This is a genomic window from Nocardioides sp. zg-1308 (genome assembly GCF_013155375.1).
In the GTDB taxonomy this organism is placed as follows: Bacteria; Actinomycetota; Actinomycetes; order Propionibacteriales; family Nocardioidaceae; genus Nocardioides; species Nocardioides renjunii.
The window spans coordinates 500,413-526,764 of sequence record NZ_JABJQY010000004.1; the positions used below are offsets into that span (position 1 = coordinate 500,413).

The window sequence follows — 26,352 nt, forward strand, 5'->3', positions numbered from 1 at the left end:
GGTCAGGAGTCTCGCACGCTGATCCGCTCCCGCAGGCGCTGCACCAGCTCCATCCGGGCGCGCGTCGTGTTCTTCTGCGGGAAGACCGTGTCGAAGGCGGCGTTGACCGCCGCCCCGATGAGCACGGCGAGGGCGAGGAGGTAGAGCCACAGGAGGACGGCGATCGGCGCGGCCAGCGGGCCGTAGATCGAGCGCGACTCGGCGGCGGTCACCGTCAGCACCCAGCGCAGCACGTAGGACCCCGCGATCCAGCAGAAGAGGGCGAAGGTGGCGCCGGGGAGGTTGAAGCTCCAGTTCGTCCGCACCGGCACGGACACGTGGTAGAGCGTGGCGAGGAAGCAGATGCACACCAGCAGGACGACCGGCCAGTAGAGGTTGTTGAGGACGTCGAGCCGCGGCGGGAGCAGCCGGTCGACGAGCGAGGGCCCGGCCACCACGAGCGGCAGGCTCACGGCACCGGTGACCATGGCGAGGACGTAGAGCACGAAGGACAGGGCCCGCGTGGCGACGATCCCGCGGTGCCCGCCGAGCCCGTGCATGATCGTGATCGTGTCGACGAAGACGTTGAGCGCGCGCGAGCCCGACCACAGGGCGAGGATGAAGCCGATCGAGATGACGTCGTAGCGACCGCCGGTCAGCACCTCGTTGATGGTCGGCTCGATGATCCGGTCGACCGCCCGGTCGGTGAGCGCCTGGCGCGAGATCTCGAGCACCGCGTTGCTGACGTCCTCGATCTGCGTGTCGGTGAACCGGTCGCTGACGAAGCCGATCGCCCCCGCGAGGGCGAAGACCAGCGGCGGCACCGACAGCACCGCGAAGAACGCCGCCTCCGCGGCCAGACCGGTCACCCGGTGCCGCAGGCACGAGCCGACGGACGTGACGATGATGCGCCACAGGTGCTCGCTCCAGCGGCGCGCGAGGACCTCCGCCCGCCGCGGGGCGGGCTCCTCCTCGCTCGCCTCGACCATGCGCCCACGCTATCGAGCAGCACTCCCGAACGACCGCAGCCCGGCCGCGGGTCCCCCGCCGCGACGCGTGGGTGATGTCACTCCCCCGCGTCGGCGCCACCGCCTACGGTGGGCGCCATGACCGACCCGCGCACGGCCACCAACCAGGCGCCCGCCCTCGTCGGGCACAACGTCGTCACGTCCGACCTCGCCCTCACCGAGGCTGTCGCCCGCCACGGGTCACCGGAGGTCGTCGACGACCTCGTCGCGCTGGGGGCCGAGGCCGGGTCGGCGGAGGCGCGCGAGCACGGCATGCTCGCCAACCGCCACCACCCCGGGCTGACGCCGTACGACCGCTGGGGCACCCGCATCGACGAGGTGGAGTTCCACCCCTCCTGGCACTGGCTGATGCAGCGCGCGGTGGGCCACGGCCTGCAGGCGGCGCCGTGGGAGCAGCAGGAGGGCGGCGACCCGCACGCCCACCTGCGCCGCGCGGCGGGCTTCTTCGCCTGGTCGCAGACCGAGCCGGGGCACGGCTGCCCGATCTCGATGACGTACGCCGCGGTGCCCGCGCTGCGGGCCGACGACGCGATCGCCGAGGAGTGGACGCCGCTGCTGGCGGCGCGCTCCTACGACCCCGGCGTGCGGCCGAGGTCGGAGAAGGTCGGCGCCCTGGCCGGCATGGGCATGACGGAGAAGCAGGGCGGCTCGGACGTGCGCGCCAACCAGACGCGGGCGGTCCCGACCGCCGAGGACGGGTGGTACACGCTCCACGGCCACAAGTGGTTCACCTCGGCCCCGATGAACGACGTGTTCCTCGTCCTCGCCCAGGCCGACGGCGGCCTGACCTGCTTCGTGGTGCCGCGCGTCCTCGCCGACGGCACCCGCAACCGGATCGACGTCGTCCGGCTCAAGGACAAGCTCGGCAACCGCTCCAACGCCTCCGGCGAGCTCGAGCTCGACGGCACCCTGGCCCAGCGCATCGGCGACGAGGGGCGCGGCGTGCGCACGATCATCGAGATGGTCGCCGCGACGCGGCTCGACTGCGTGATCGGCTCCGCCTCGCTGATGCGGCACGCGCTGGCGGAGGCCTCGTGGCACGTCGGCCACCGCTCCGCGTTCGGCGGCCTGCTCGTCGACAAGCCGCTCATGCAGAACGTCGTGGCCGACCTCGCCGTGGAGTCGGAGGCCGCCACCGCCCTGGCGATGCGGCTGGCCGCCGCCGTGGACCAACCCGGCGACCCGCACGAGGTGGCCCTGCGCCGCATCGCCCTTCCCCTCGCCAAGTTCTGGGTCTGCAAGCGCACCCCGGCGATGGTCGCCGAGGCGCTCGAGTGCCTCGGCGGCGACGGCTACGTCGAGGACTCCGGGCTGCCGCTGCTGTTCCGCGAGTCCCCGCTCAACTCGATCTGGGAGGGCTCGGGCAACGTCAACGCGCTCGACGTGCTGCGCGCCCTCGGCCGGGAGCCGGAGGTGCTGCAGGCCTGGATCACCGAGGTCGGCGCGGCCCGCGGCGGCGACAGCCGGCTGGACCGGGCGGTCGACGACACGCTCGCCCTGCTCGGCGAGGCCGGTGCGACCGGAGGCGGCCCCGAGGCGGGCGCGCGCCGGCTGGCCGGCCACATGGCGGCGTGCCTCCAGGGCTCGCTGCTGGTCCGGTTCGCCCCGCCCGAGGTGGCCGACGCGTTCTGCGGCAGCCGGTTCGGGGGGTCGTACGGCGGGACGTTCGGGATGCTGACCAGCGGCTCGCTGCGGCAGGTCGTGGAGCGCGCGACGCCGATCGGCTGATGGGCAGTGGTCCAGACGGGCCAGGCGAGAACGGACGTTCGGTCAAGGTTCCCCGAACACCCGCGGCGCGGCGGCGGGAGCGACGTAGGGTCGCCGGAAGTCCTGCCAGGGGGGTCCGTCCATGTCCAGCCAGTCGAGCACCTTGTTCACCGTCGGCACGCTGCTGCGCCACGCCAAGGACGCGGGCTCCGCCGTGCGGGTCCTGGTGTCCGGGACGTGGCTGGACGGCACGGTCGTCGGCTCCGACGGCCTCGGCGTGATCCTCGACGACGGCGCCGGCAACCAGGTGCTCGTGCGGCTCGACTCGATCGTCGCGGTCAGCTTCTCCCGCGCGTCGATCGACGGTGACGAGCAGCCGTCCCGACAGGACGACGCCCGCCCCCACTGGCACGCACCCCGCCAGCCGATCGAGGCGGGGCCGGTGGGCGCGTCACGCTAGGGCGGCCGACACGACCTCCCGGGCCTCGGCCTGGACCTCCGCGAGGTGGTCGGGCCCGCGGAACGACTCGGCGTAGATCTTGTAGACGTCCTCGGTGCCGCTCGGGCGGGCGGCGAACCACGCCGACTCCGTGGTGACCTTGAGGCCGCCGATCTTCGCGCCGTTGCCCGGCGCCTCGGTGAGCTTGCCGGTGATGTCCTCGCCCGCCAGCGTCGTGGCGGTGACGTCCTCCGGCGACAGCGCGGCGAGCTTCGCCTTCTGGTCGCGGTCGGCGGGCGCGTCGATGCGGGCATAGGCCGGGTCGCCGTGGCGGGCGACCAGCTCGGCGTAGTGCTCGCTCGGCGTCCGACCGGTCGCACCGAGGATCTCGCTGGCCAGCAGCGCGAGCAGGATGCCGTCCTTGTCGGTCGTCCACGTGGAGCCGTCGCGGCGCAGGAAGGAGGCGCCGGCGGACTCCTCCCCGCCGAAGCCGAAGGAGCCGTCCATGAGGCCCGGCACGAACCACTTGAAGCCGACCGGCACCTCGACCAGGGGCTTGCCGATCGACTCGGCCACCCGGTCGATCATCGAGCTCGAGACGAGGGTCTTGCCGATGCGCGCCGTCCCCGGCCACTCCGGGCGCGCCCCGCCGAAGAGATGCGCGATCGCCACGGCGAGGAAGTGGTTGGGGTTCATCAGGCCCGCGTCGGGCGTGACGATCCCGTGCCGGTCGGCGTCGGCGTCGTTGCCGGTGGCGATGGCGTACTCGTCCTTGCGGCCCACCAGCGAGGCCATCGCGTAGGGCGACGAGCAGTCCATCCGGATCTTGCCGTCCCAGTCGAGCGTCATGAACCGCCACGTCGGGTCGACCAGCGGGTTGACCACCGAGAGGTCGAGGCGGTGCCGCTCGGCGATCTCGCCCCAGTAGGCCACGCTCGCCCCGCCCAGCGGGTCGGCGCCGATCCGGACGCCGGCGTCGCGGATCGCGTCGAGGTCGAGGACGGTCGGCAGGTCGTCGACGTAGGTCCCGAGGAAGTCGTAGTCGCCGACCGCGGCGCGGGCCTTGGCGAAGGCGACGCGTCGTACGCCCTCGATGTTGCCGCGGATCAGCTCGTTGGCACGCGCGGCGATGACGCTCGTGGCGTCGGAGTCGGCCGGGCCGCCGTGCGGCGGGTTGTACTTGAACCCGCCGTCCTGCGGCGGGTTGTGCGACGGCGTGACGACGATGCCGTCGGCGAGCCCCGCACCCGACGTGCGCCCCTGGTTGGCGCGCAGGATCGCGTGGCTGACCGCCGGGGTGGGGGTGAACCCGTCGCGGTCGTCGACCAGGACGGTGACGTCGTTGGCGACGAGGACCTCCAGCGCGGTGGCCCACGCCGGCTCGGACAGCGCGTGGGTGTCGCGACCGATGAAGAGCGGTCCGTCGTAGCCCTGCTCCTTGCGGTAGTCGCAGATCGCCTGCGTCGTGGCGGCGATGTGGACCTCGTTGAAGGACGTGGTGAGCGACGTGCCGCGGTGGCCGCTGGTGCCGAACGCGACCTGCTGGGAGACGTCGTCGGGGTCGGGCTCCAGGTCGAAGTAGGCCGTCACGAGGTGGGAGACGTCCACCAGGTCCTCGGTGCGGGCGGGCTGTCCTGCTCTCTCGTGGGTGGCCATGGGCCCCATCTTGGTGGGTCCGGCGTGCCCCGTCGAGAAAGTCCCCGTCCTCGTGTCGATTCCGGCAGTCTGGACCCGTCAGAGGGGTGAGGCCGCAGCCCTGCGGTCCGCGACAACCGAAGGAGCTCACCGACGATGAGCCGCTACCTGATCCTGCTGCCCGCACCCGAGGCGGAGTGGGCCGAGCTGCCGCCCGAGGTCCACGAGAAGGGGCAGCGGTCGCACGAGCAGTTCCACCGCGACCTCTCCGCCGGAGGGCACGTGCTGGTGGTCGGCGGTCCCCTCGAGGCCTCCGACCGCGCCACGTCCATGCGCCCCGGCACGGACGGCGAGGCACTCGTGACGGACGGTCCGTTCTCGGAGACGGCCGAGCAGGTGGTCGGCTTCTACCTCGTCGAGAGCGACGACGAGGCCGACCTGCGCGCCGCCTGCGAGCGGTTCGCGGGTCGTGGCGAGCACATCGAGCTCCGACGACTGGCCGAGTGAGGAGACAAACATGACCGACTACATCGTGCTGCTGTTCGGTGACACCGAGGCGTGGTGGGACACGCCCGAGGAGGAGAAGAAGGCCACCTACGACGTGCACGGGCGCTTCACCGAGGAGCTCGAGCGGCGCGGACACACCATCATCGGTGGGGCCGAGCTGCCGCGTGCGTCCGAGGCGAAGTCCATCGCGCCCCACGCGGAGACCGTCACCGACGGACCCTGGACCGAGACCACCGAGCAGCTCGGCGGCTACTACGAGGTCCGGACCGACGACCTCGACGACCTGATGGCGGTGTGCCGGATCCTCGCCACCACGGGAGACGCCGTGGAGGTCCACCGCAAGATCACCGGCGAGGAGGCAGCGTCGTGAAGTACCTGGTGCTGCTGATCGGAGACGGCGAGCTGAAGGCATGGCCCGACCACACCGAGGAGGAACAGCAGGAGGTCATGCGCCAGTTCGAGGCGTTCGACGAGGCCTGCCGCGAGCGCGTGGGCGTGACGATCCTCGCCGGTGAGGCCCTCGCCGGCCCGAGCCACGCGACCACCGTGCGCACGCGCGGAGGACGCACCAGCCTCACCGAGGGGCCGTACGCCGAGGTGATCGAGGCGATGGGTGGCTTCTACCTCATCGAGGCCCCCGACCTCGACGTGCTCGTCGAGCTGCTCGGCATCCTCCCTGCCTACGACATCCAGATCTCGCCGGCCGTGGATCCGTACTGATCCGGTGACCGATCTCGAACAGGTCGTGCGCCAGGAGTGGGGCCGGCTCGTGGCCCTGCTCCTGGCGCAGTTCCGCCGGCTCGACCTGGTCGAGGACGCCCTCGGTGACGCGGTGGAGTCGGCCAGTCGCCGGTGGCCCGAGGACGGGGTGCCGGACAACCCGGCCGCCTGGCTGATGACCGCCGCGCGACGACGGGTGCTCGACCGGCTGCGCACCGAGGAGGTGGCGCGTCGCAAGCTGCCCGTCCTCCTCACCGACGCCGAGCACCACCAGGAAGGGGCGCGCACGATGGCCGACGCCGGCAGCCTCGTCGAGGACGACGTGCTCCGCCTGGTGCTGATGTGCGCCCACCCGGCGCTCGCGCCGGAGTCCGCCGGGGCGCTGAGCCTGCGGCTGGTGCTCGGGGTCCCCACCGCCGACATCGCGCGGCTCTTCCTCGTGCCGGAGCCCACCATGGCCGCCCGGATCACCCGCGCCAAGAAGCGCATCGTCGGCGCCGGCATCCCCTTCGCCGTGCCCGACTCCTCCGTGCTGCCCGAGCGGCTCGACATCGTCGCGCAGACCGCCTACCTCGCCTTCACCGCCGGCTACTCCCCCGGCACCGGGCCCGACCTGCTGCGCGCCGAGCTGTCGGGTGAGGCGATCCGGCTGGTGAGGGTGGTGCTGGGCCTGCGCCCCGAGGAGCCGGCGCTGGTCGCGCTGCTCGCGCTGATGCTGCTCCAGCACTCGCGCCGCGACGCCCGCGTCCGCGACGGCCACCTGGTCCTGCTCACCGACCAGGACCGCACCCGGTGGCACCACGACGAGGTCGCCGAGGCCACCCGGCTCCTCGCCCACCCGAGCCTCGCCGGACCACTGAGCCCGCTGGCGGCGTCGTACGTCCTCCAGGGGCGGATCGCGGCCGAGCACGCCACCGCGCCGACCGCCGCCGACACCCGCTGGGACCGCATCGTCGAGTGCTACGACCTGCTGCTGCAGGTCGCGCCCTCGCCGTCGGCGCGGCTGGCCCGTGCCGTGGCCGTCGCCGAGGACCGCGGAGCCGCGGCCGGGCTGGACGCCCTCGAGGGGCTCGAGATCCCCGACAGCCACCGCCCGGCCGCCGTGCGGGCCGAGCTGCTGGCGCGGACCGGCGACGTCGACGCGGCGCGGGCGGCGTACGACCAGGCGATCGCGGCGTGCCGCAACGACGTCGAGCGGGAGTTCCTCGTCGGGCGTCGCGCCGACCTGCCCTAGCCCTCGGGCACCGGCTGCTGCTTGGAGAGCACCGTCAGGCCCTCGTCGACGACGAACCCGCGGGCCCGGTCGGCGTCCTGGTCGACCCCGATGTGCACGCCCGGCGGGACGACGACGCCCTTGTCGATGATCGCGTTGCGCACGACGGCGCCCTCGCCGATGCGGACCCCGTCCATCAGCACCGAGTCGGAGACCTCCGCGCCGTCCTTGACCCACACGGCGGGCGAGAGCACAGACTGGTTGACCGTGCCGCCGCTGACGACGACGCCGGGCGACAGGATCGAGTTGAACGTCGACACCTGCGCGCCGCTGGCCCCCTCGACCAGCTTGGCCGGCGGGTGCGGGCCGTAGCTGGTGTAGATCGGCCAGGCGGTGTTGTAGAGGTTGAACACCGGCAGCGGCGAGACCAGGTCCATCTGGGCGGCGTAGTAGGACCGCATCGTCCCCACGTCGCGCCAGTAGCCGCGGTCGCGGTCGGTCGCGCCCGGGACCTCGTTGTCCTTGTAGTCGTAGACCGCGGACTCCGACTTGTCGACGAACCACGGCACGATGTCGCCGCCCATGTCGTGCTTGGACTGCTCGGCCTCGGCGTCACGGGTCACGGCGTCGCGCAGGGCGTCGGCGTCGAAGACGTAGTTGCCCATGCTGGCCAGCACCTCGTCCGGTGCGTCGGGCAGGCCGACCGGGTCGGTGGGCTTCTCGAGGAACGCGCGGATGCGCTGCGGGTTGCCCGGGTCGACGTCGATCACGCCGAACTGGTCGGCGAGGCTGATCGGCTGGCGGATCGCGGCGACGGTGCAGCCGGCGCCGGACTCGACGTGGTCGGCGACCATCTGGGAGAAATCCATGCGGTAGACGTGGTCGGCGCCGACCACGACCACGATGTCGGGCTGCTCGTCGGTGAGCAGGTTGAGCGACTGGTAGATCGCGTCGGCGCTGCCGAGGTACCACCGCTTGCCGACGCGCTGCTGCGCCGGCACCGGGGTGACGTAGTTGCCCAGCAGGTTCGACATCCGCCACGTCGTGGTGACGTGCCGGTCGAGGCTGTGCGACTTGTACTGCGTGAGCACGACGACCTTGAGGTAGCCGGAGTTCACGACGTTGGACAGGGCGAAGTCGATGAGCCGGTAGATCCCCCCGAACGGCACCGCGGGCTTGGCCCGGTCGGCGGTGAGCGGCATCAACCGTTTGCCCTCACCACCTGCGAGGACGACGGCGAGGACCTTCTTGCGACTCGGCGTGGCTGCCATGCCTCGAAACTAGCCCTCCGCGGGGGCGCGGGTCGACCTCCCTTCAGGCTACGTTCGGCTCATGCGCATCGACGTCCTCAGCAAGGAGTACCCACCGGAGGTCTACGGCGGCGCCGGCGTGCACGTCGCCGAGCTCGTCCGCGCGCTGCGGGTGCTGCCCGACGTGGACGCCCGGGTGCGCTGCTTCGGGGCGCCGCGGTCGGAGGCCGGCACGACGGCCTACGCCGAGCCCGAGTCGCTGGTCGGCGCCAACGCCGCCATCCGCACGCTCGGCGTCGACCTCGCGATGGTCGACGACTGCGCCGGGGCGGACCTCGTGCACTCCCACACGTGGTACGCCAACATGGCCGGTCACCTCGCCGGGCTGATGCACGACATCCCCCACGTCGTCAGCGCCCACTCCCTCGAGCCGATGCGGCCGTGGAAGGCCGAGCAGCTCGGCGGCGGCTACGCCCTGTCCAGCTGGGTGGAGCGGACGGCGTACGAGCACGCGGCGGGCATCGTGGCCGTCAGCGCGGCGATGCGCGACGACGTCCTGCGCAGCTATCCGTCCGTCGACCCCGAGCGGGTCCACGTCGTGCACAACGGCATCGACACCACGCAGTGGTCGCCTGCGCCCGACCCCGACCGGGTCCGCGAGCTCGGCGTCGACCCGGACCGCCCGAGCGTGATCTTCGTCGGGCGGATCACGCGCCAGAAGGGTCTGCCGCTGTTCCTGCGCGCGGCCGCCGCGCTCCCGCAGGACGTCCAGCTCGTCCTGTGCGCGGGAGCGCCGGACACCCCGGAGATCGAGGCCGAGGTCCGCGGGCTCGTCGACGACCTCGCGGCCACGCGGTCCGGCGTCGTGTGGATCGCCGAGATGCTCCCCCGGCACGACGTCGTCGCGCTGCTCACCGCGGCGACCGTCTTCGCCTGCCCGTCGATCTACGAGCCGCTCGGCATCGTCAACCTCGAGGCGATGGCCTGCGAGACCGCCGTCGTCGCGACCGCGACCGGAGGGATCCCGGAGGTCGTGGTGCACGGCGAGACCGGCTGGCTGGTTCCCATCGAGCAGGCCACCGACGGCACCGGCACGCCGCTCGACCCCGAGCAGTACGTCGCCGACCTCGCCGCCGCCCTGACCGACGCCGTCAGCGACCCCGACCGCGCGCGTACCTTCGGCGAGGCAGGACGCCGGCGCGCCGAGGAGTCCTTCAGCTGGGGCTCGATCGCATCCCGCACGGTCGACCTCTACCGCTCGCTCGCCTAGGCGCGCGGACCAACGGACCGAACGACGGTTGCGGCTGGCCGTGCACGTTTAGGTCGGCCGTCCGGACGTGCGTTCGGTCCGTACGCCGGTCCTGTGGATGACGCGAGCGGGACACCGCTTCGGGAGGGGTGCCGCCCACCCCCGCGTGGGTCTACCGTGACCGGAGGAGGCGCCATGAGCCAGCCGGTCCCCGAGCCCGTGCCACCCGCCGTACGGGCGCAGATCCTCGCCACGGAGCACTGGGGGCTGCTCGCAGTGCGCAGCCAGACGTGGAACGAGGTGATGGGCCGGATCACCGCCCAGCTGATGTTCACCTCGGCCAGCCTGCTGTTCCTGGCGCTGGTCGGGCAGAGCGTGGGCTACACCGACACCTTCCGGTTCCTCGCCATCGTCCTCGGCCTCACCCTGTTGACCACGGGCACCCTCACGGCCTTCCGCGTGCACAACGCGAGCCAGGAGGACTACATGTTCGTCAAGGGGATGAACCGGCTGCGGGCGGGCTACCTCGACATCGACCCCGGCCTCGAGCCGTACTTCATCACCGGCCTCACCGACGACGAGGCCGGCATCGCCCAGACCTACACGATGGGGCCGGCGCGCAGCGCGAGCCACGTCGCGGCCAGCTCCGGGGTCTTCATCATCGCGGTCAACACGATCGTCGCCGCGGGCGTCACCGCGTTCGTCCTGTGGCCGCTCGGCGCCTGGGTCGCCGCCGTCGGCGCCATCCTGCTCGGGATCGCCCACTTCGCGTGGTGGATCTACCTCGGCTGGCGCAACTGGCAGCTGAACCTCACCCCCGAGTGGACGAGGTTCCCCACAGGCCGCGCGGTCGGCCGCGTCAGCTGAGGACGAGCCCTGGATAGAGCGGGTGCTTGTCGAGCATCTCCGCCGACCGCTTCGTGACGCGGTCGGCCACGCCGTCGCCCAGGACGTACGACGCCTTGCTCGGGCCGCCGGCCTTGGTCGTGCCGGCCTCGGTGTTGCTCAGCACGTCGACGATCAGGTCGGCGACCGTGTCGAACTCGTCGTGGCCGAAGCCGCGGGTGGTGAGCGCGGGAGTGCCGAGGCGGACGCCGGAGGTGTACCAGGCGCCGTTGGCGTCGGCCGGGACCGAGTTGCGGTTGGTGACCACCCCGGCGTCGAGCAGCGCGGACTCGGCCTGGCGGCCGGTCAGCCCGAACGACGACACGTCGAGCAGGACGAGGTGGTTGTCGGTGCCGCCGGTGACCAGGTTCGCGCCGCGGCTGAGGAAGCCCTCGGCGAGCGACTTGGCGTTGTCGGCGACCTTCTGCGCGTAACCCTGGAACTCGGTGGTGCGGGCCTCGGCGAAGGCGACGGCCTTGGCGGCCATCACGTGCGAGAGCGGGCCGCCGAGCACCATCGGGCAGCCGCGGTCGACGTCGGCGGCGAACTCCTCCTGCGCCAGCACCATGCCGCCGCGCGGCCCGCGCAGCGACTTGTGGGTCGTCGTGGTGGTGATGTGGGCGTAGGGCACCGGGTTCTCCTCACCGGTGAACACCTTGCCTGCCACCAGGCCGGCGAAGTGCGCCATGTCGACCATCAGCACCGCGCCGACCTCGTCGGCGATCTCGCGCATCCTGGCGAAGTTCACCCGGCGGGGGTAGGCGGAGTAGCCGGCGACCAGCACGAGCGGCTTGAACTCGCGGGCCTTGGCGGCGACGGCGTCGTAGTCGAGGAGCCCCGTCCCGGGGTCGGTGCCGTACTGCTGCTGGTGGAACATCTTGCCGCTGATGTTCGGGCGGAAGCCGTGGGTGAGGTGGCCCCCGGCGTCCAGGGACATGCCGAGCAGGCGCTGGTTGCCGAACTCGTGGCGCAGCGTCTCCCAGTCGGCCTCGGTGAGCTCGTTGACGTTCTTGGTCTGCAGCTTCTGCAGGTAGGGGGTCTCGACCCGGTTGGCCAGGATCGACCAGAAGGCGACGAGGTTGGCGTCGATGCCCGAGTGCGGCTGGACGTAGGCATACGGCGCGCCGAACAGCTCGCGGGCGTGCTCGGCGGCGAGCGCCTCCACCGTGTCGACGTTCTGGCAGCCGGCGTAGAACCGGTGCCCGACGGTGCCCTCGGCGTACTTGTCGCTGAACCAGGTGCCCATGGTGAGCAACACGGCCGGCGACGCGTAGTTCTCCGACGCGATCAGCTTGAGCGATCCGCGCTGGTCCGCGAGCTCCTGGCGGGTGGCCTCGGCGATCCGCGGCTCCACCGAGGCGATGACCTCGAGGGCCTGGGAGTACGCGCTGCTGATCAGGGAGTCCGTCATGCGCCACAGCCTAGAGGCCACGTCGCGGACCGACGTACGAGGTCGCGCGGGCGCGGACGGTGTGACCTGGACCGCACCAGTGGTCCTCCACAAGCGTCGCCAGCCCCCGCCGTCTCACATGTCGGAGCGCCATCTCACATGACAAGATTTCGCCTTGTGGAACCGGTGTCCAGTGACTGAGACTTCTTGACATGGTCACCGCCTCCACCCACGCGCACCTCGTGGTCCGACGTCATGTCGACCTCATGCGCGTGGGCAGCGCGACCTGTTGGCATCGCTGACGCCGCCCCCCAGCACGTCTTCTCCGCGCTCAACGTCGCGCGCGGCACTCCTCAGCGAACAGGATATTCCTGACCATGCCCGACCTCCGGTTCAAGCCCCAGGCCGCCCAGAGCACCGAGATCCCGCGCCCCAAGCGCGCCGAGGGCCAGTGGGCGCTCGGCTACACCGAGCCGCTCAACAAGAACGAGCAGTCCAAGAAGGACGACGACCCGCTCAACGTGCGGGACCGCATCCTCTTCACCTACTCGCGCCGCGGCTTCGACTCGATCGATCCCGCGGACCTGCGCGGCCGGTTCCGGTGGATGGGCCTCTACACGCAGCGTGCGCCCGGCTTCGACGGGGGCAAGACCGCGCAGCTCGAGGAGGAGGAGCTCGACGACCGATTCTTCATGATGCGCGTGCGCACCGACGGAGCGATCCTCGACGGGCCGGCCCTGCGCGCCCTCGGTGAGTGCTCGACGTCGTACGCCCGCAACACCGCGGACATCACCGACCGCAACAACATCCAGTACCACTGGATCGAGATCGAGAGCGTCCCGGCGATCTGGGAGCGGCTCGAGTCGGTCGGCCTCACCACGCTCGAGGCGTGCGGCGACAGCCCGCGGCCGTTCCTCGGCTCGCCCGTCGCCGGCATCGCCAAGGACGAGATCATCGACGGCAGCGAGGCGCTCGCCGAGATCAAGCGCCGCATCCTGGGCAACCCGGCGTACTCGAACCTGCCGCGCAAGTTCAAGACCGCGCTCACCGGGCACCCCAGCCACGACGTGGCGCCCGAGGTCAACGACGTGTCCTTCGTCGGCACGGTCCACCCCGAGCACGGCCCCGGCTTCGACCTGTGGGTCGGCGGCGGGCTGTCCACCAACCCGATGCTCGCCCACAAGCTCGGCGTGTGGATCCCCCTCGACGAGGTGGCCGACGCGTGGGAGGGCGTGGCGGGCATCTTCCGCGACTACGGCTACCGGCGGCTGCGCTCGAAGGCCCGCCTGAAGTTCCTGCTCGCCGACTGGGGCAAGGAGAAGTTCCGCGAGGTCCTCGAGAACGAGTACCTCCACCGCGCGCTCGTCGACAACCCCTCCCCCGCGGCTCCGGTCACGCCCGGCGACCACATCGGCATCCACGAGCAGAAGGACGGCCGCTTCTACATCGGCGCCGCGCCCGTGGTCGGCCGCATCGACGGCACGACGCTGTCCGCGCTCGGCGACCTCGTGGACGCGTACGGCGCCGGCGGCGCGCGGCTGACCGCCTACCAGAAGCTGGTGGTGATCGGCGTCGCCGCCGAGGACACCGAGCGGTTCGCCGACGACCTCGAGAAGATCGGGCTCACCGCCCGCCCGAGCAACTGGCGCCGCTCCACGATGGCCTGCACCGGCATCGAGTTCTGCAAGCTGGCGATCGTGGACACCAAGGAGCGCTCGCGCCGCCTGGTCACCGAGCTGGAGAAGCGCTTCCCCGACCTCGACACGCAGATCTCGGTCAACGTCAACGGCTGCCCCAACGCCTGCGCCCGCACCCAGGTCGCCGACATCGGGCTCAAGGGCCAGCTCGTCATGGACGCCGACGGCCAGCAGGTAGAGGGCTTTCAGGTTCACCTCGGCGGCGCCCTCGGGCTCAACCCCGTCATGGGTCGCAAGCTGCGGGCGCACAAGGTCACCAGCGCGGGCCTCGACGACTACGTCACCGCGGTCGTCTCGGCGTACCTCGGGGACCGCACCGACGGCGAGCGCTTCGCCGACTGGGTCGCGCGCGCCGACGAGAGGCTGCTGCGCGGCGAGCCGGAGCCGGTCCCGGCATGACCAGGCGCGCCCATGTCTGAGAGAGCACAGCCCTTCCACTGCCCCTACTGCGGGGACGAGAACCTGTTCCCCCGTGAGGGCGCGGGTGCCTGGGAGTGCCGCTCGTGCCTGCGCGGGTTCACCGTGCAGATGACCGGGATGATCCGCGACCCCCGCACCGAGGGAGGTGCCCCGTGAGCCTCTCCACCCGCGCCGCGCGCGCCTTCAAGGGCACCCACACCGAGGGACGTACGCCGGAGGAGCTGCGCGAGCTGGTCTCCCACGTCGGCGCCGAGCTCGAGCTGGCGCCCGCCGAGGTCATCATCGAGTGGGCCGTCGCGACGTTCGGCGACCGCTTCGCCATCACCTCCTCGATGGGCGACGCCGTGCTGGCGCACCTCGCGTCGAAGGTCGCCCCCGGCATCGACGTGGTCTTCCTCGACACCGGCTACCACTTCGTCGAGACCATCGGCACCCGCGACGCCGTCGAGGCGACGCTGCCGGTCAACCTGCTGACCATCACTCCGAAGCAGACCGTGGCCGAGCAGGACGCCGAGCACGGCACGGACCTTTACAAGACCGACCCGGACCTCTGCTGCGCCCTGCGCAAGGTCGCGCCGCTCAACGATGCGCTCTCGCGCTACGACGCCTGGGCCACCGGCCTGCGCCGCGCCGAGACCCACAACCGGGTCATCGCGCCGGTCGTCGGCTGGGACGCGCGCAAGGGGAAGGTCAAGGTGTCGCCCCTCGCCCGCTGGAGCGACGAGCAGGTCGAGCGCTACATCGTCGACAACGGCGTGCTGGTCAACCCGCTCCTCCACGACGGCTACCCCAGCATCGGCTGCTGGCCCTGCACCCGCCGCGTCGCCCCCGGCGACGACCCGCGCAGCGGTCGGTGGGCCGGCACCACCAAGACGGAGTGCGGGATCCATGCCTAGGCCACCCCGCGGCTCCACGACCGCACCCCCGAACACCGACAACGACGTCGAGCCCACCCAGCACCACCGCACCACTACGCACGATCGGAGGCACCCCTGATGGCTGCTCCTGCTCTGGTTGCCCTGGCCCACGGAAGCCGGGACCCGCGCTCAGCCGCGACGATCAAGGCGCTCGTCGCCGAGGTCAAGGCCATGCGTCCCGACCTCCGGGTCGAGACGGCGTTCCTCGACCTCTCCAAGCCGAGCTTCGACACCGTGGTCGACCGGCTGGTCAAGGCCGGCCATGACGAGATCGTCGTCGTCCCGCTCCTGCTCACCGAGGCCTACCACGCCAAGGTCGACGTCCCCGAGGCCGTCGCGGCGGCCATGGCCCGCCACGAGGGCGTCCGCATCCAGGCCAGCCGGATCCTCGGCATGGAGGCCGCCTTCCTCGAGGTCCTCGACGTCCGCCTGCGCGACGCGCTGAAGGCCGCGCGGGTCCGGGAGCTCGACGCGCTCGTGCTCGCCGCGGCCGGCTCGTCCGACCCGCTCGCCAACCAGGCGGTCGCCCGGATCGCCCGCACCTGGGGCGCCCGCCACCGGCTCCCGGTCACGGCGGCGTTCGCGTCGGCCGCTCCCCCGGCCGCCGGCGAGGCGGTGCGCGCCTTCCGCGCCGAGGGCAAGCGCCACATCGCGGTCGCGTCGTTCTTCCTGGCCCCCGGCCGCCTGCCGGACCGGGCCACCGAGCTCGCCGTCGAGGCCGGCGCCGTCGCCGTCTCCGACCCGCTGGGCGCCCACCCCGCCGTGGCGCGGGCCGTGCTGGCTCGCTACGCCGTCGGCGCGGTGGAGCTCGTCCCCGTCTGAGGTCCTCTCGTCGCCTGACGTCATGGCGGCTGGTCGCTCCGGCGACCGGTTGCCATGACGCTCGCGCCCGACGTCATGGGGGCTGGTCGCTCCGGCGACCCGTCGCCATGACGTCAGCCGAGGTGCTTGAGCGCCTCGCGGCGCGACAGCCCGCTCAGCCGGTCGTCGTGCGTCCGGACGAAGGCGCGGACCCAGTCCGGGTCGGTCCGCGCGTGCTGGCGCAGCGCCCAGCCGAGCGCCTTGCGCACGAAGAACTCCCGGCCGTAGGCGGTGTCGTCGAGGTTCGCGACGAGCACGCGGGCGAGCAGGGCGGTGTCGGTGTCCTCGCGGTGCCGCAGCTGCGCGAGCATCGCCGTACGCCGGACCCACAGGCTGCCGGCGTCCACGGACCACGCGTCCATCACCGGCGTCGCGTCGGGGCGGTGCTCGAGCAGCACGTGGCCCACGACGTGACCGGCGATCTCGTCCACGACGTCCCACCACGCGCCGGTGCGCACCAGCTCCTCCAGCAGCGGCAGCAGGTCGGGGTCGAGCCACCCGCGGTACGCGCGGTGCCGCAGCAGCGCGATCGCGGCGTACCACTCCTCGCGACGGGCCGCGTCCTCCCACAGCTCCAGGACCGCCGCCTCCCAGGACCCGCGGTCGACGAACCTGTGCTCCTGCAGCAGCGGCCGCAGCAGCTTCTTCAGCTCTGGTGAGCCCAGGCCGACGTAGGGCAGGTCCGACTTCATGTAGGCCTGCTGCTGCGCCGCCCGCTCCGGGTCTCCGACCTCGGCGAGCGCGGCACGGACCGCACCGACGTACGTCATCGCGCCGCGCCCCGGCTCAGCCGACCAGGCGCTCGCGCAGGTGCCGCAGCTGACGGGCCGGGTCCTGCGTCATCCCGCCGTGGACGGGACCAGGCTGGAGCACGGTGCTGCGCGGTGCCTTCAGGAAGCCGAAGCGCTGGCCGAGGGACTGCCGCGCCGCCTCGCCGGCGCGCTCGTCCCCGCGGCAGACCAGGTCGACGAACGTCAGGGCCTCGCAGACCCGGTCGACGTCGAGCTGGGCGTCGAGCGCGCGCAGCCGGTCGGCGTCGACGGACCAGTCGGCATCGAGGAAGTCCGACGACTGGCAGTGCAGCACCACGCCGACGTTGAGGAACTCCTCGCGGTCGGGACGGGGCACGCACCGGAGGACGACGTACTGGTAGGCCATCACGACGCCGCCTCCGGGAGCCACTGCCGGGTGCCGAGCCGGGCGGTGAGGAAGTCGACGTACGCCGCCCGCAGCGCGTCGGTGGTCTCCGCGCCGGGGACCGGCTCCAGCCAGACGTCGGGCACCTCGGCCAGGACCTCGGTGAACACCTCCGGCCCGAGCAGGGCGGACAGCTCCTCGTCCAGCTCGCGCGCCCGCCGGGTGCAGGTCTCGAAGACGTGGCCGCCGACGTCCCACGGCTGCGCTGCGAACCTCGCCGGGTCGGTGACGCCCGAGCGCCAGCCGTGGTGGAAGTAGAGCGACGCGCCGTGGTCGATGACCCACAGGTCGCCGTGCCACATCAGCAGGTTGGGGTTGCGCCACGAGCGGTCGACGTTGGCAGTGAACGCGTCCAGCCACAGCACCCGGGCCCCCTCGTCGTCGGCCGCGCTGACCTGGCCGTCGACGCCGAAGGAGCCGGGCAGGAAGTCGATGCCGAGGTTGAGCCCCACGCTCGCGTTGAGCAGGTCCTGGACCTCCTCGTCCGCCTCGTAGCGGGCGAGCTCGGGGTCGAGGTCGAGGACGACGAGCCGCGGGGTGCGCAGGCCGAGCCGGGTGGCGAGCCCGCTGACCACGACCTCGGCGACGAGCACCTTGGCGCCCTGGCCCGCGCCGCGGAACTTGCAGACGTAGGTGCCGAGGTCGTCGCCCTCGACGACGCCGGGCAGGCTGCCGCCCTCGCGGAGCGGGGTGACGTAGCGGGTGACCGCGACGGTCGGGAGCCCGGCGGGAGCGGCGCCGGGACGTGCGGTGGCGCTCACCGGACCGGGGCCTCCTCGGCGAGGCGCTGCTGCTCCGCGGCGACGTCGAAGTCCGCCTCCGGCCACTGCAGGTCGAGCCCGCGGAGGGTGTCGAGGAGCAGCTGGCCGACCGCGAGGTTGCGGAACCACTTCTTGTCCGAGGGCACGACGTGCCACGGGGCGACGTCGGTGCTGGTGCGCTCGAGCGCGACCTCGTAGGCCTCCCGGTAGGCCGGCCACAGGGCGCGCTCGTCGAGATCGCCGGGGTTGTACTTCCAGTGCTTCTCGGGGTTCGCCAGCCGCTCAGCGAGCCGCACCTTCTGCTCGTCGGCACCGATGTGGAGCATGCACTTGATGATGGAGACACCCTCGTCGGCCAGGCGGGCCTCGAACTCGTTGATCGCGCCGTAGCGGCGCTCGACCTCCGTGGGGTCGGCGAAGCCGCGCACCCGCGCGATGAGGACATCCTCGTAGTGCGAGCGGTCGAAGACGCCGATGTATCCGGCAGCCGGCAGGCCCTTCTCGATGCGCCACAGGAAGTCCTGCGCGCGCTCCTCCTCCGTCGGCGCCTTGAAGCTGGTGATGCGCACGCCCTGCGGGTCGACGAGGCCGATGGTGTGGCGCAGCACGCCGCCCTTGCCGCTGGTGTCCATCCCCTGCAGCACGACGAGCACCCGACGCTCGGAGCCGGCGGTGCGCTCGGCCCACAGCCGCTCCTGCAGGTCGGCGAGCTCGGGCGCCATGGCAGCGAGGGCCGCCTTGCCGTCGGACTTGCTGCCGTCGAAGCCCGGCGCCGCGTCGGTCTCGATGGCGGTGAGGTCCACCCGCCCCGGGGCGAGGCGTACGGCGTCGGCGATCGCGGAGGTCGTCATGGGCACATCATGGCCCACCGGCCGAGGCTCGCACCTCAGCCCAGGACGCGGCGGACGTCGAGGGTGCACCCGACGACGGTGGCCACGCTCCCGTCGGCCTGCGGCTCGTCGAACCACGTCCCGCGCTCGAACCCCACCTTGTCGAGGACCCGCAGCGAGGCGGCGTTGCGGTGGTCGGGTGTCGCGAACAACTCCTCCACGTCCGGGTAGCGGCCGATCGCCCGCAGCATCCAGGTCCACAGGACGCGGGGGCCGAGCGCGCGGCCGACCCACTCGGGCTCGCCGATGACGTAGTCGAGGCCGACGGCGTCGGGGCGCGCCGTGAGCAGCGCGAAGCCCGGGTGGTCGCCGACGCGGTAGTCCTGGACGAAGCCGATCGAGCGACCGTTGACCTCGACGACCCACAGCCGGGTCGGTGTCGTGCCATCGACGCCCGGGCCGTACGCCGCCGCGACCCGCTCGCGGGTCGGCTCGCCGTCGGCGTGCCACCACCGCCGTAGGTGCGGCGAGGCGAGCCACCGCGCGAGCAGCGGCAGGTCGCCGCGGGTCATCGCCCGCAGGTCGACGGTGACGTCGCGGTCGACGACGAACTCCTTGACCGCCCCGGACAGGTCGGTGGCGACCGGCGTCCTCCCCGTCGGCGCGGCGACGCGCCGGGCGGCCGCGGCCCACGACTCCGCGGGGAGCACCGCGTCGACGAGCTCGTCGTCGTCGGCCCGGACCCGGACGGTCGTGCGGTCCACCGGCGTCAGTGCGCCAGGCGGCCGGGCACCACGGGTGGCAGGGAGGACCACGGGAAGTCGATCCAGCGCTCGGTCTGACGCCAGGAGTAGTCGGGCTTGATGACCGACTGCGGCTTCTCGTAGACCACCACGGTGCGCGCCTCCGAGACGTGCCCGCGCAGGAAGTCGTGCACGAGCTCGAGGGTGCGCCCGGTGTCGGCCACGTCGTCGGTGATGAGGACCTCGAGGCCCGAGAGGTCTACGGCGGCCGGGGTCGGCGGGAGCATGATCGGCACGTCGAGGCGCTGGTCCACGCCGGTGTAGAACTCGACGTTGACGACCGAGATGTTCTTCACCGCCAGGGCGTAGCCGAGACCCATGCCGAGCGCCAGGCCGCCCCGCGCGATGGCCAGGACGATGTCGGGCTCGAAGCCGGAGTCGGCGACCTCCTGCGCCAGCTCGCGCGTGGCCGTGCCGAACAGCTCGTAGGTGAGGACCTCGCGCTCGTTGCTCACCCACCCATCCCACCAGAGCCCGGCGGCGGGGTGGAAGTGGCGGTCCGACCCGTCTCAGACGTCGGGCGGCTCGAGGTCGTCGACCTCGTCGTGGCTCTCGCGCAGCGCCTCGCGCATAACGGAGAAGGCCAGTCCCGCGGAGTAGCCCTTGCGCGCGAGCATCCCGGCGAGCCGACGCGTCGCCACCTGCGTGTCGAGCCCCCGCATGGAGCGCAGCTTCTTGTCGACCAGCTCACGGGCGGCGTGGCGCTGGTCCGCCTCGTCGATCTGCTCGAGCGCGAGCTTGGTGTCCTCGTCGTCGACGCCCTTGCGACGCAGCTCCTGGGCCAGGGCCCGGGGCGCGAGGCCACGGCTGCGGTGCCGGCTCTCGACCCACTGCCGCGCGAACGCCCCGTCGTCGATCAGGCCGACCTCGGTGAACCGGTCGAGCAGCCCGGCGGCGAGGTCGTCGGGAACCCCGCGCTTGGCCAGCTTGTCGGCCAGCTCCTGGCGCGTGCGCGCCTGCCCCGTGAGGGTGTCGAGGAGGATCTTGCGTGCCACGGCCTCCGGGTCGGCCTCGACCTCGGCGGCCGCCGCCTCCTCGCGGGCGAGCCGGGCGGCCTCCCGCTCCTCCCACGTCCGGTTGCGTCCCTTGCCGCTCCGGCCGCCCTTGCCGCTCCGGCCGTCCCGGCCGCCCTTGCCGCGCCCGGTGCCCGCGGAGCGCTCCGGAGACGCCTCGGCCGGCGTGGGTGGGGTCTCCCCCACCCACGCCCGGACACCGAGCCCGACGTCACCGACCCAGTCGGGCGCGGGACGCGACTCAGAAGTCATCGACCCCGATGGGCTCGTCGCTCAGGTCGTCGGCAGGCTTGTCGACGGCCGGGATGACACCCAGCTTCTCGAGGATCAGCTTCTCGATCTCGTTGGCGAGGTCGGGGTTGTCGCGCAGGAAGTTGCGCGAGTTCTCCTTGCCCTGGCCGAGCTGGTCGCCCTCGTAGGTGTACCAGGCGCCGGCCTTGCGGATGATGCCCGCCTCGACGCCGACGTCGATCAGGCCGCCCTCGCGGCTGATGCCCTTGCCGTACATGATGTCGAACTCGGCCTGCTTGAACGGCGGGGCCACCTTGTTCTTGACGACCTTGACGCGGGTGCGGTTGCCGACCATGTCGGTGCCGTCCTTCAGCGTCTCGATGCGGCGCACGTCGAGGCGCACCGAGGAGTAGAACTTCAGCGCGCGACCACCGGTGGTGGTCTCGGGCGAGCCGAACATCACGCCGATCTTCTCGCGCAGCTGGTTGATGAAGATCGCGGTGGTGCCGGAGTTGTTGAGGGCACCGGTCATCTTGCGCAGCGCCTGGCTCATCAGGCGGGCCTGGAGGCCGACGTGGCTGTCGCCCATCTCGCCCTCGATCTCCGCGCGGGGCACGAGCGCGGCCACGGAGTCGATGACGATGAGCGACAGGGCACCCGAGCGGATCAGCATGTCGGCGATCTCGAGCGCCTGCTCACCGGAGTCGGGCTGGGACACCAGCAGCGCGTCGGTGTCGACGCCGAGGTTCTTCGCGTAGTCGGGGTCGAGCGCGTGCTCGGCGTCGATGAAGGCGACGATGCCGCCGGCCGCCTGGGCGCTGGCCACCGCGTGCAGGGCGACCGTGGTCTTTCCGGAGGACTCCGGACCGTAGATCTCCACGACGCGCCCGCGGGGCAGGCCGCCGAGGCCGAGGGCCACGTCGAGGGCGATCGACCCGGTGGGGATCACCTCGAGCGGGGCACGCGTCTCGTCGCCCAGTCGCATGACCGAGCCCTTGCCGAACTGCTTCTCCACCTGTGCGAGCGCGGCGTCGAGGGCCTTCTCGCGGTCTGCACCAGCCATTGCTGTGTCCCGTTCTCTCGTCGTGATGTGTGAGGTACGTCTTCGACGCTAGGGCGAGCCACCGACAGTCCCTGATCAGGACGGCCGACGCTGTGGACAACCTCGCCCCTCGTCGTACCTGTGGACAGACAGTAGCCCGAACAGGTGTTCGACGGTGGCTCCCGGCCCGGCGTGTCGCCCACCCGGTCGGAGGCGGGTCAGGCCGGTGCGCGGGTCAGGCGCCCTGCCACCACGACCGCGCCCGCCAGCAGCGCCGCGAACAGCGCCAGCGCCGGGTAGCCGAGCGCGCCCACGATGACCCCGGCGAGCCCGCCGCCACCGGCCGCGGTGAGGGCCATGGCCATGTCGGAGGTGCCCTGCACGTCGGTGCGCGCCTCGATCGGCGTGCGGTCGGCGATCACCGTCGAGGCGGCGACGGTGGCGCACGACCAGCCGACCCCGAGCAGGAACAGCCCGGCGAAGATCTGCCAGGACGAGCCCTCGGGCGAGAGCCCGCACAGCGCGAGCGAGACCAGCAGGACCACTCCCCCGGTCACCAGGACCGCCGAGCGGCCGTGGCGGTCGGCGGCCCACCCCACGAGCGGGGAGAACGCGAACATCCCGAGCACGTGGATGGAGATCACGAAGCCGATCACCTCGAGGTGCGCCCCGCCGTGCTCCATGTGCAGCGGCGTCATGATCATCACCGTCACCATCGCCGCGTGCGCGCACGCCATCGCCACCACCGCGGCGCCGACGGCGGGGACGTCGCGGACCACGGCGACGAAGCGTCCCCACGACCGGCCGCGCGGCTCCGGCCCGTCGGCCGGCACCACGCCCGCCGTGTGCTGGGCCAGGAGCAGCGGGTCGGGCCGCAGCCGCAGCCACACCCACCCGGCCGCCAGGACCAGGACGACCGCCCCGATCGCGAAGCCGCCGGTGAGCTCGGGGATGTCGAGCCGGCGCGCCGTCGCACCGCCGACCCCGACGAGGTTGGGCCCGGCGACGGCGCCGATCGTCGTGGCCCAGACGACCACGGACAGCGCCCGGGCGCGGTGCTCCTCGGCGGCCAGGTCGGTGGCGGCGTAACGGGAGCCGCTGTTGACCGCGGACGTCGCCCCGAGCAGCAGCGCGCCGCCCAGCAGCACGAGCATGGAGTCGACCACGCCCGCGACGACGGCGAGGACGGCACCCGTGGCACCCGCGAGGTAGCCCAGGGTAATCCCCACGCGCCGACCGCGCCGTCGCATGACCCGCGCGAGGGCGTACGCCGCCGCGGCGGTGCCGAGGACCTGGAAGGTCTGCGCCAGCCCCGCCATCGTCTCGCTGCCGGAGATGTCGCGGGCCAGCAGCGAGGCGGTCGCGACCCCGATGGTGACGCCGACCGCCCCGACCGCCTGGGCGACGACGAGCGTGCGGACGGTGCGGCGCTGGACGGCCTCGAGGTCGAGGTCGGTCCCGACGCGGCTGCTCACCGCTCGCTCGCGGGGAGCTCCAGCTGGCGCCACACGGCCGCCCACACCTGCTTGGGCGGCACGCCGGCGTCCAGCGCCTCCTGGGTGGTGCGGCCGTCGAGGTCGCGCACGACGGTCAGCTCCGCCCACGTGCGGGAGTAGTCGCGGCCCAGCGCCGCGTCGAGCCGCGCCCAGAACTCGGTGTGCCTCATGCGACCACCTGACCACGCCGCGCCGACAGCGCCAACCAGGCCTCGCCCCGCGTGCCGGGGATGCAGGAGCGCACCGACACCTCCGACCAGCCGGCGGCAGCGGCGACCTGCTCCAGCGGTCCGGCACGCCAGTAGGTGAAGTGACGCGGGAGCCGGATCGACCCGTGCGTCGACCAGCCGTCGCCGTCGCCCTCCTTGACCGACATCCGGAGGATGCCGGCCGGACGGGTGACGGCGGCCAGCCGGGCGAGGACGGCGCCCAGGTCGTCGCGCGCCACGTGCAGGAGCGACGCGTTGGCCCACACGGCGTCGTAGGGACCCTCCGGCGCAGCGAGGTCGTCGGTGAGCGGGTCCAGCAGGTCGCAGGTGTGGCCCTGCCCGCGCAGGAGGTCGACGAAGGCGGGGGTCACGTCGGTGCGGCGCACGGCGAGCCCGAGCTGCTCCATCAGCAGCGCGTCGCGGCCGGCACCCGAGCCCACCTCGAGCACCCGGGCGCCCTCACCGGTCGCGGCGGCGAGCGCCTCGAGGTCGGCGCGGACGGCGTCGGGCATCGGCGGCGCGTGGACGGCGTACGCCCTGGCGTCGAGGTCGTAGGCGCGGACGGTCTCGTTCACCGGGGCGGCACCACGCCCACGTCGTGCAGGTGGTGGACGACGTCGTGCAGGTGGTAGCTGCCGAGCGTCTCGACGGTGAAGACGTCGCCGTTGGACCGCACGCCGCGACGTCCCCTGGTCGCGTCGGTGACGGTGGCGTAGGTGCCGGCGACGGCGCCGGCCGCCTCCACCAGCTCGGCGGCGACCACGGCGGGGTCCTGCGCGGCGTAGTCGCGCTCGACCGCGGTGGCGTCCTGGTCCCAGTTGGCGAAGGTCGGCTCGTCCTGCTCGAGCATGAGGTGCAGGCGCTGGCCGAACAGCGCGTGGACGTCGCGGACGTGGCAGCCGTACTCCAGCGGCGACCACACGTCCGGGGCCGGGCGAGCGGCCACGTCGGGGCGCGCGAGCACCTGCGACCAGGTCGTCGCCGTGTCGTGGACGAGGCGGGGAAGGTCCGCGAGCCCCTGGGCGGCGGGGTCGAAGCCGCACTCCGCGCACGGCCTCTCGAGGACCCAGGTCCAGTCCTTGGTGTCGGGCGTGATGCTCATGCCCGCCATCCAACCAGCCGCGCCGCCGAGGACAATGCGAGGAATGGACATCCGTCGCGCACTTCCCGCCGACCTGCCCGCGGTCGCCGCGATCTACGCGAGGGAGGCGCGTCGGGGCCACGCGACCTTCGACCTCGAAGGGCGTCCGACGGCCCAGTGGGAGGAGCGGCTCGCCGCGACCGGCACCGGCGACCACTTCCTGGTCGCCGAGCACGACGGCGGTGTGGCCGGCTACGCCACCTCGTCGCCGTTCCGGCCCAAGCCGGCCTACCGCCACACCCGCGAGAGCACCGTCTACGTCGCGCCGGGGCACCAGGGCGCCGGCATCGGCCGGGCGCTGTACGACGCCCTGCTGGCGCACCTGGCCGACGACGGCGTCCACCTCGTCGTCGCCGCCGTCGCCCTGCCCAACCCGGCGAGCCTCGCCCTGCACCGGGCGTGCGGCTTCGAGGACGTCGGCACCATGCGCGAGGTGGGGCGCAAGCACGACCGGTGGATCGACGTGGCGTGGCTGCAGCGGAGGCTCGGCTGAGCCGATCCTGACCGGCGATCCCCACCCCGCCCCCGCATAGGGTGCCGCCATGACCACGGCCCGCACCGTCCCGGTGACGACCGAGATGGACGGCGACGAGCTCGACGCCGAGGACGCCTGGCACCTCGCGCGCCACCACGGCCTGCGCCGCATCCTCGTCGAGTCGTTCGTCCGGTTCCGCTACGGCGACGGCTTCACCAACAGCCGTGCCCTCGCCCTGCAGACCTGCCTCGCCGTGGTGCCGTTCCTGCTGGCCGTCATGGGGCTCGCCGCCGACATCGACGACGACCGGCCCGCCGCCGTGGTCGCCGCGACCGTCAACGCCGTCTCCCCGACCAGCGGCGACGACGACGCCTTCGTGCAGGCCCTGACCAGCGGCTCGGAGGGCGCCGGCGAGGTGGCGCTCGCGTTCGGCCTGGTGTTCGCCCTGTTCTCGATGACCACGGCGATGGCGCAGGTCGAGCGCGGCGGCAACCGCATCTACGGCATCCGGCGCGACCGCCCCGCCCTGCACAAGTACGGCCGCGCCGCCGTCTTCACCGCCCTGCTCGCGGGCCCGCTCGGGCTGGGCTTCCTCGCCCTGGTCGCGGGCGGCGCGTTCGGCGACGCGATGGTCGACGAGTACGGCTGGTCCGAGGGCGCGCGGCTGGCGTGGGAGTGGTGCCGCTGGCCCCTGGGCCTGCTGGCGCTCGTCGTCGTCATCGCGATCCTCTTCGACCACGCTCCCCGACGCCGCCAGCCCGCCCTCTCCTGGCTCGCGCTGGGGTCGGCCATCACCGTGCTCGGAAGCATGGCGGCCGCGGCCGGGCTCGCGGCGTACGTCAACGCCAGCGGCTCCTTCAGCAGCACCTACGGCCCGCTCGCGGGGGTGTTCGCCCTGCTGCTGTGGAGCCTGCTGTCGTCCATCTCGCTGTTCTACGGCCTGGCGGTGTGCGCGCAGCTGGAGGCCCTGCGCGCCGGCGAGGCCGAGCCGGCGTACGACGACCCCGGCCGGCCGCACCGGCAGGTGGTGGAGGACTGAGGCTGGGGGGTCCGTCGTCGGAGGTGGCGGCACATCGCCGGCTGGTCGACGAGGTGGCGGCCCTGCAGGGTGGCGGCACATCACAGGTACGACCCCCGCCAGCGTGCGATCTGCCGCCACCACCGGGCGGCCGGTGCGGAGGTGGCGGCACATCACACGTACGACCCCCGCCAAACGCGATCTGCCGCCACCCCCAGGCCCCCTGAAGACCCAGCGAC

At 72.7% G+C, this 26,352-nt stretch carries 31 protein-coding genes; 15 read left to right on the plus strand and 16 right to left on the minus strand.

Annotated elements, in window-relative coordinates:
* Window positions 1-2: 2 nt before the first annotated feature.
* Complete coding sequence (locus HN031_RS17275; RefSeq protein WP_172272971.1) at window positions 3-968, minus strand: YihY/virulence factor BrkB family protein; 966 nt, start codon at window positions 966-968, stop codon at window positions 3-5.
* Between the two features lie 117 nt (window positions 969-1,085).
* Here HN031_RS17275 and HN031_RS17280 point away from each other — a divergent pair, with 117 nt between their 5' ends.
* Window positions 1,086-2,735, plus strand: a complete 1,650-nt coding sequence (locus tag HN031_RS17280; RefSeq protein ID WP_172272973.1) for an acyl-CoA dehydrogenase family protein — start codon at window positions 1,086-1,088, stop codon at window positions 2,733-2,735.
* Window positions 2,736-2,856: 121 nt separating this feature from the next.
* Entirely contained in the window at window positions 2,857-3,174 is a 318-nt protein-coding gene (locus HN031_RS17285; RefSeq protein WP_172272976.1) for a hypothetical protein, read from the plus strand.
* Here the strand turns inward: HN031_RS17285 and pgm are convergent.
* On the minus strand, window positions 3,166-4,809 hold the full coding sequence (pgm, locus tag HN031_RS17290; protein ID WP_172272979.1) for a phosphoglucomutase (alpha-D-glucose-1,6-bisphosphate-dependent): 1,644 nt from the start codon (window positions 4,807-4,809) through the stop codon (window positions 3,166-3,168). The two genes, HN031_RS17285 and pgm, sit on opposite strands and share 9 nt — an antisense overlap.
* 135 nt (window positions 4,810-4,944) lie before the next feature.
* Between pgm and HN031_RS17295 the strand changes: the two genes are divergently transcribed.
* From HN031_RS17295 to HN031_RS17310, 4 genes are read left to right on the plus strand one after another with little or no spacing between them, the layout of a single operon-like run.
* A complete protein-coding gene (locus tag HN031_RS17295; RefSeq protein ID WP_172272982.1) occupies window positions 4,945-5,295 on the plus strand; it encodes a YciI family protein in 351 nt (116 codons plus the stop codon).
* A 10-nt stretch (window positions 5,296-5,305) separates the two neighbouring features.
* Complete coding sequence (locus HN031_RS17300) at window positions 5,306-5,665, plus strand: YciI family protein (RefSeq protein ID WP_172272985.1); 360 nt, start codon at window positions 5,306-5,308, stop codon at window positions 5,663-5,665.
* The gene (locus HN031_RS17305; RefSeq protein ID WP_216652523.1) at window positions 5,662-6,015 is read left to right on the plus strand and encodes a YciI family protein; all 354 of its coding nucleotides are present in this window, start codon (window positions 5,662-5,664) and stop codon (window positions 6,013-6,015) included. Before HN031_RS17300 ends, HN031_RS17305 begins: the two co-directional genes overlap by 4 nt.
* A gap of 4 nt (window positions 6,016-6,019) precedes the next feature.
* The gene (locus HN031_RS17310) at window positions 6,020-7,249 is read left to right on the plus strand and encodes a DUF6596 domain-containing protein (RefSeq protein WP_172272988.1); all 1,230 of its coding nucleotides are present in this window, start codon (window positions 6,020-6,022) and stop codon (window positions 7,247-7,249) included.
* On the opposite strand, the gene glgC is transcribed toward HN031_RS17310, so the two are convergent.
* Window positions 7,246-8,499 (minus strand): glucose-1-phosphate adenylyltransferase, encoded by a 1,254-nt coding sequence (gene glgC, locus HN031_RS17315; RefSeq protein WP_172272991.1) that lies wholly within the window; start codon window positions 8,497-8,499, stop codon window positions 7,246-7,248. The two genes, HN031_RS17310 and glgC, sit on opposite strands and share 4 nt — an antisense overlap.
* 61 nt (window positions 8,500-8,560) lie before the next feature.
* On the opposite strand from glgC, the gene glgA reads away from it, so the two are divergent.
* Window positions 8,561-9,748 (plus strand): glycogen synthase, encoded by a 1,188-nt coding sequence (glgA, locus tag HN031_RS17320; RefSeq protein ID WP_172272994.1) that lies wholly within the window; start codon window positions 8,561-8,563, stop codon window positions 9,746-9,748.
* Window positions 9,749-9,922: 174 nt separating this feature from the next.
* A complete protein-coding gene (locus HN031_RS17325; RefSeq protein ID WP_216652524.1) occupies window positions 9,923-10,594 on the plus strand; it encodes a hypothetical protein in 672 nt (223 codons plus the stop codon).
* Here HN031_RS17325 and HN031_RS17330 read toward each other — a convergent pair.
* The gene (locus HN031_RS17330; RefSeq protein ID WP_172272997.1) at window positions 10,587-12,023 is read right to left on the minus strand and encodes a glycine hydroxymethyltransferase; all 1,437 of its coding nucleotides are present in this window, start codon (window positions 12,021-12,023) and stop codon (window positions 10,587-10,589) included. The genes HN031_RS17325 and HN031_RS17330 overlap by 8 nt on opposite strands.
* Before the next feature lie 191 nt (window positions 12,024-12,214).
* Between HN031_RS17330 and HN031_RS22390 the strand changes: the two genes are divergently transcribed.
* The 5 genes from HN031_RS22390 to HN031_RS17350 all read left to right on the plus strand — a co-directional run bounded on the left by HN031_RS22390 (window position 12,215) and on the right by HN031_RS17350 (window position 15,858).
* Entirely contained in the window at window positions 12,215-12,304 is a 90-nt protein-coding gene (locus HN031_RS22390) for a putative leader peptide (protein WP_363321295.1), read from the plus strand.
* Window positions 12,305-12,379: 75 nt separating this feature from the next.
* Window positions 12,380-14,098, plus strand: coding sequence for a nitrite/sulfite reductase (locus tag HN031_RS17335; RefSeq protein WP_172273000.1), 1,719 nt, complete (start codon window positions 12,380-12,382; stop codon window positions 14,096-14,098).
* A 12-nt stretch (window positions 14,099-14,110) separates the two neighbouring features.
* Complete coding sequence (locus HN031_RS17340) at window positions 14,111-14,275, plus strand: Insertion element protein (protein ID WP_172273003.1); 165 nt, start codon at window positions 14,111-14,113, stop codon at window positions 14,273-14,275.
* Window positions 14,272-15,015 carry a phosphoadenylyl-sulfate reductase gene (locus HN031_RS17345; protein WP_172273005.1) on the plus strand — a complete coding sequence of 248 codons (744 nt, stop codon included), beginning with the start codon at window positions 14,272-14,274 and terminating at the stop codon, window positions 15,013-15,015. The genes HN031_RS17340 and HN031_RS17345 overlap by 4 nt, the downstream gene beginning before the upstream one ends.
* Window positions 15,016-15,114: 99 nt before the next feature.
* On the plus strand, window positions 15,115-15,858 hold the full coding sequence (locus tag HN031_RS17350) for a sirohydrochlorin chelatase (protein WP_172273008.1): 744 nt from the start codon (window positions 15,115-15,117) through the stop codon (window positions 15,856-15,858).
* Window positions 15,859-15,971: 113 nt separating this feature from the next.
* On the opposite strand, the gene HN031_RS17355 is transcribed toward HN031_RS17350, so the two are convergent.
* From HN031_RS17355 to HN031_RS17410, 12 genes are all read right to left on the minus strand, one after another.
* Window positions 15,972-16,667, minus strand: a complete 696-nt coding sequence (locus HN031_RS17355) for a DNA alkylation repair protein (protein ID WP_172273011.1) — start codon at window positions 16,665-16,667, stop codon at window positions 15,972-15,974.
* 16 nt (window positions 16,668-16,683) lie between these two features.
* Window positions 16,684-17,055, minus strand: coding sequence for a DUF3037 domain-containing protein (locus tag HN031_RS17360; protein ID WP_216652594.1), 372 nt, complete (start codon window positions 17,053-17,055; stop codon window positions 16,684-16,686).
* Window positions 17,055-17,855 (minus strand): HipA family kinase, encoded by an 801-nt coding sequence (locus HN031_RS17365; RefSeq protein WP_172273017.1) that lies wholly within the window; start codon window positions 17,853-17,855, stop codon window positions 17,055-17,057. The genes HN031_RS17360 and HN031_RS17365 overlap by 1 nt, the downstream gene beginning before the upstream one ends.
* Window positions 17,852-18,706 carry a PPK2 family polyphosphate kinase gene (locus HN031_RS17370; protein ID WP_172273020.1) on the minus strand — a complete coding sequence of 285 codons (855 nt, stop codon included), beginning with the start codon at window positions 18,704-18,706 and terminating at the stop codon, window positions 17,852-17,854. The genes HN031_RS17365 and HN031_RS17370 overlap by 4 nt, the downstream gene beginning before the upstream one ends.
* A 35-nt stretch (window positions 18,707-18,741) precedes the next feature.
* On the minus strand, window positions 18,742-19,449 hold the full coding sequence (locus HN031_RS17375) for a GNAT family N-acetyltransferase (RefSeq protein WP_172273023.1): 708 nt from the start codon (window positions 19,447-19,449) through the stop codon (window positions 18,742-18,744).
* A 5-nt stretch (window positions 19,450-19,454) separates the two neighbouring features.
* Entirely contained in the window at window positions 19,455-19,943 is a 489-nt protein-coding gene (locus HN031_RS17380; RefSeq protein WP_172273026.1) for a phosphoribosyltransferase family protein, read from the minus strand.
* A 54-nt stretch (window positions 19,944-19,997) separates the two neighbouring features.
* Entirely contained in the window at window positions 19,998-20,753 is a 756-nt protein-coding gene (locus HN031_RS17385; protein WP_172273029.1) for a regulatory protein RecX, read from the minus strand.
* Window positions 20,743-21,795, minus strand: a complete 1,053-nt coding sequence (gene recA, locus HN031_RS17390) for a recombinase RecA (protein ID WP_172273032.1) — start codon at window positions 21,793-21,795, stop codon at window positions 20,743-20,745. Before recA ends, HN031_RS17385 begins: the two co-directional genes overlap by 11 nt.
* Before the next feature lie 197 nt (window positions 21,796-21,992).
* The gene (locus HN031_RS17395) at window positions 21,993-23,249 is read right to left on the minus strand and encodes an MFS transporter (protein WP_172273035.1); all 1,257 of its coding nucleotides are present in this window, start codon (window positions 23,247-23,249) and stop codon (window positions 21,993-21,995) included.
* Window positions 23,246-23,440 (minus strand): DUF3046 domain-containing protein, encoded by a 195-nt coding sequence (locus HN031_RS17400; protein WP_172273037.1) that lies wholly within the window; start codon window positions 23,438-23,440, stop codon window positions 23,246-23,248. Before HN031_RS17400 ends, HN031_RS17395 begins: the two co-directional genes overlap by 4 nt.
* Window positions 23,437-24,054, minus strand: coding sequence for a class I SAM-dependent methyltransferase (locus tag HN031_RS17405; RefSeq protein ID WP_216652525.1), 618 nt, complete (start codon window positions 24,052-24,054; stop codon window positions 23,437-23,439). The genes HN031_RS17400 and HN031_RS17405 overlap by 4 nt, the downstream gene beginning before the upstream one ends.
* Window positions 24,051-24,581 (minus strand): DinB family protein, encoded by a 531-nt coding sequence (locus tag HN031_RS17410; protein ID WP_172273040.1) that lies wholly within the window; start codon window positions 24,579-24,581, stop codon window positions 24,051-24,053. Before HN031_RS17410 ends, HN031_RS17405 begins: the two co-directional genes overlap by 4 nt.
* Before the next feature lie 43 nt (window positions 24,582-24,624).
* Between HN031_RS17410 and HN031_RS17415 the strand changes: the two genes are divergently transcribed.
* Together HN031_RS17415 and HN031_RS17420 are read left to right on the plus strand one after the other, a co-directional pair.
* Window positions 24,625-25,113 (plus strand): GNAT family N-acetyltransferase, encoded by a 489-nt coding sequence (locus HN031_RS17415; RefSeq protein WP_216652526.1) that lies wholly within the window; start codon window positions 24,625-24,627, stop codon window positions 25,111-25,113.
* A 49-nt stretch (window positions 25,114-25,162) separates the two neighbouring features.
* Entirely contained in the window at window positions 25,163-26,134 is a 972-nt protein-coding gene (locus tag HN031_RS17420) for a YihY/virulence factor BrkB family protein (protein ID WP_172273046.1), read from the plus strand.
* Window positions 26,135-26,352: the final 218 nt, after the last annotated feature.

Coding starts and splice junctions, on each gene's coding strand:
- HN031_RS17275 (WP_172272971.1), bottom strand. CDS start 968: ATGGTCGAGGCGAGCGAGGAGGAGCCCGCCCCGCGGCGGGCGGAGGTC.
- HN031_RS17280 (WP_172272973.1), top strand. CDS start 1,086: ATGACCGACCCGCGCACGGCCACCAACCAGGCGCCCGCCCTCGTCGGG.
- HN031_RS17285 (WP_172272976.1), top strand. CDS start 2,857: ATGTCCAGCCAGTCGAGCACCTTGTTCACCGTCGGCACGCTGCTGCGC.
- pgm (WP_172272979.1), bottom strand. CDS start 4,809: ATGGCCACCCACGAGAGAGCAGGACAGCCCGCCCGCACCGAGGACCTG.
- HN031_RS17295 (WP_172272982.1), top strand. CDS start 4,945: ATGAGCCGCTACCTGATCCTGCTGCCCGCACCCGAGGCGGAGTGGGCC.
- HN031_RS17300 (WP_172272985.1), top strand. CDS start 5,306: ATGACCGACTACATCGTGCTGCTGTTCGGTGACACCGAGGCGTGGTGG.
- glgC (WP_172272991.1), bottom strand. CDS start 8,499: ATGGCAGCCACGCCGAGTCGCAAGAAGGTCCTCGCCGTCGTCCTCGCA.
- glgA (WP_172272994.1), top strand. CDS start 8,561: ATGCGCATCGACGTCCTCAGCAAGGAGTACCCACCGGAGGTCTACGGC.
- HN031_RS17325 (WP_216652524.1), top strand. CDS start 9,923: ATGAGCCAGCCGGTCCCCGAGCCCGTGCCACCCGCCGTACGGGCGCAG.
- HN031_RS17330 (WP_172272997.1), bottom strand. CDS start 12,023: ATGACGGACTCCCTGATCAGCAGCGCGTACTCCCAGGCCCTCGAGGTC.
- HN031_RS22390 (WP_363321295.1), top strand. CDS start 12,215: ATGGTCACCGCCTCCACCCACGCGCACCTCGTGGTCCGACGTCATGTC.
- HN031_RS17335 (WP_172273000.1), top strand. CDS start 12,380: ATGCCCGACCTCCGGTTCAAGCCCCAGGCCGCCCAGAGCACCGAGATC.
- HN031_RS17340 (WP_172273003.1), top strand. CDS start 14,111: ATGTCTGAGAGAGCACAGCCCTTCCACTGCCCCTACTGCGGGGACGAG.
- HN031_RS17350 (WP_172273008.1), top strand. CDS start 15,115: ATGGCTGCTCCTGCTCTGGTTGCCCTGGCCCACGGAAGCCGGGACCCG.
- HN031_RS17355 (WP_172273011.1), bottom strand. CDS start 16,667: ATGACGTACGTCGGTGCGGTCCGTGCCGCGCTCGCCGAGGTCGGAGAC.
- HN031_RS17360 (WP_216652594.1), bottom strand. CDS start 17,055: ATGGCCTACCAGTACGTCGTCCTCCGGTGCGTGCCCCGTCCCGACCGC.
- HN031_RS17370 (WP_172273020.1), bottom strand. CDS start 18,706: ATGACGACCTCCGCGATCGCCGACGCCGTACGCCTCGCCCCGGGGCGG.
- HN031_RS17385 (WP_172273029.1), bottom strand. CDS start 20,753: ATGACTTCTGAGTCGCGTCCCGCGCCCGACTGGGTCGGTGACGTCGGG.
- recA (WP_172273032.1), bottom strand. CDS start 21,795: ATGGCTGGTGCAGACCGCGAGAAGGCCCTCGACGCCGCGCTCGCACAG.
- HN031_RS17400 (WP_172273037.1), bottom strand. CDS start 23,440: ATGAGGCACACCGAGTTCTGGGCGCGGCTCGACGCGGCGCTGGGCCGC.
- HN031_RS17410 (WP_172273040.1), bottom strand. CDS start 24,581: ATGAGCATCACGCCCGACACCAAGGACTGGACCTGGGTCCTCGAGAGG.
- HN031_RS17415 (WP_216652526.1), top strand. CDS start 24,625: ATGGACATCCGTCGCGCACTTCCCGCCGACCTGCCCGCGGTCGCCGCG.
- HN031_RS17420 (WP_172273046.1), top strand. CDS start 25,163: ATGACCACGGCCCGCACCGTCCCGGTGACGACCGAGATGGACGGCGAC.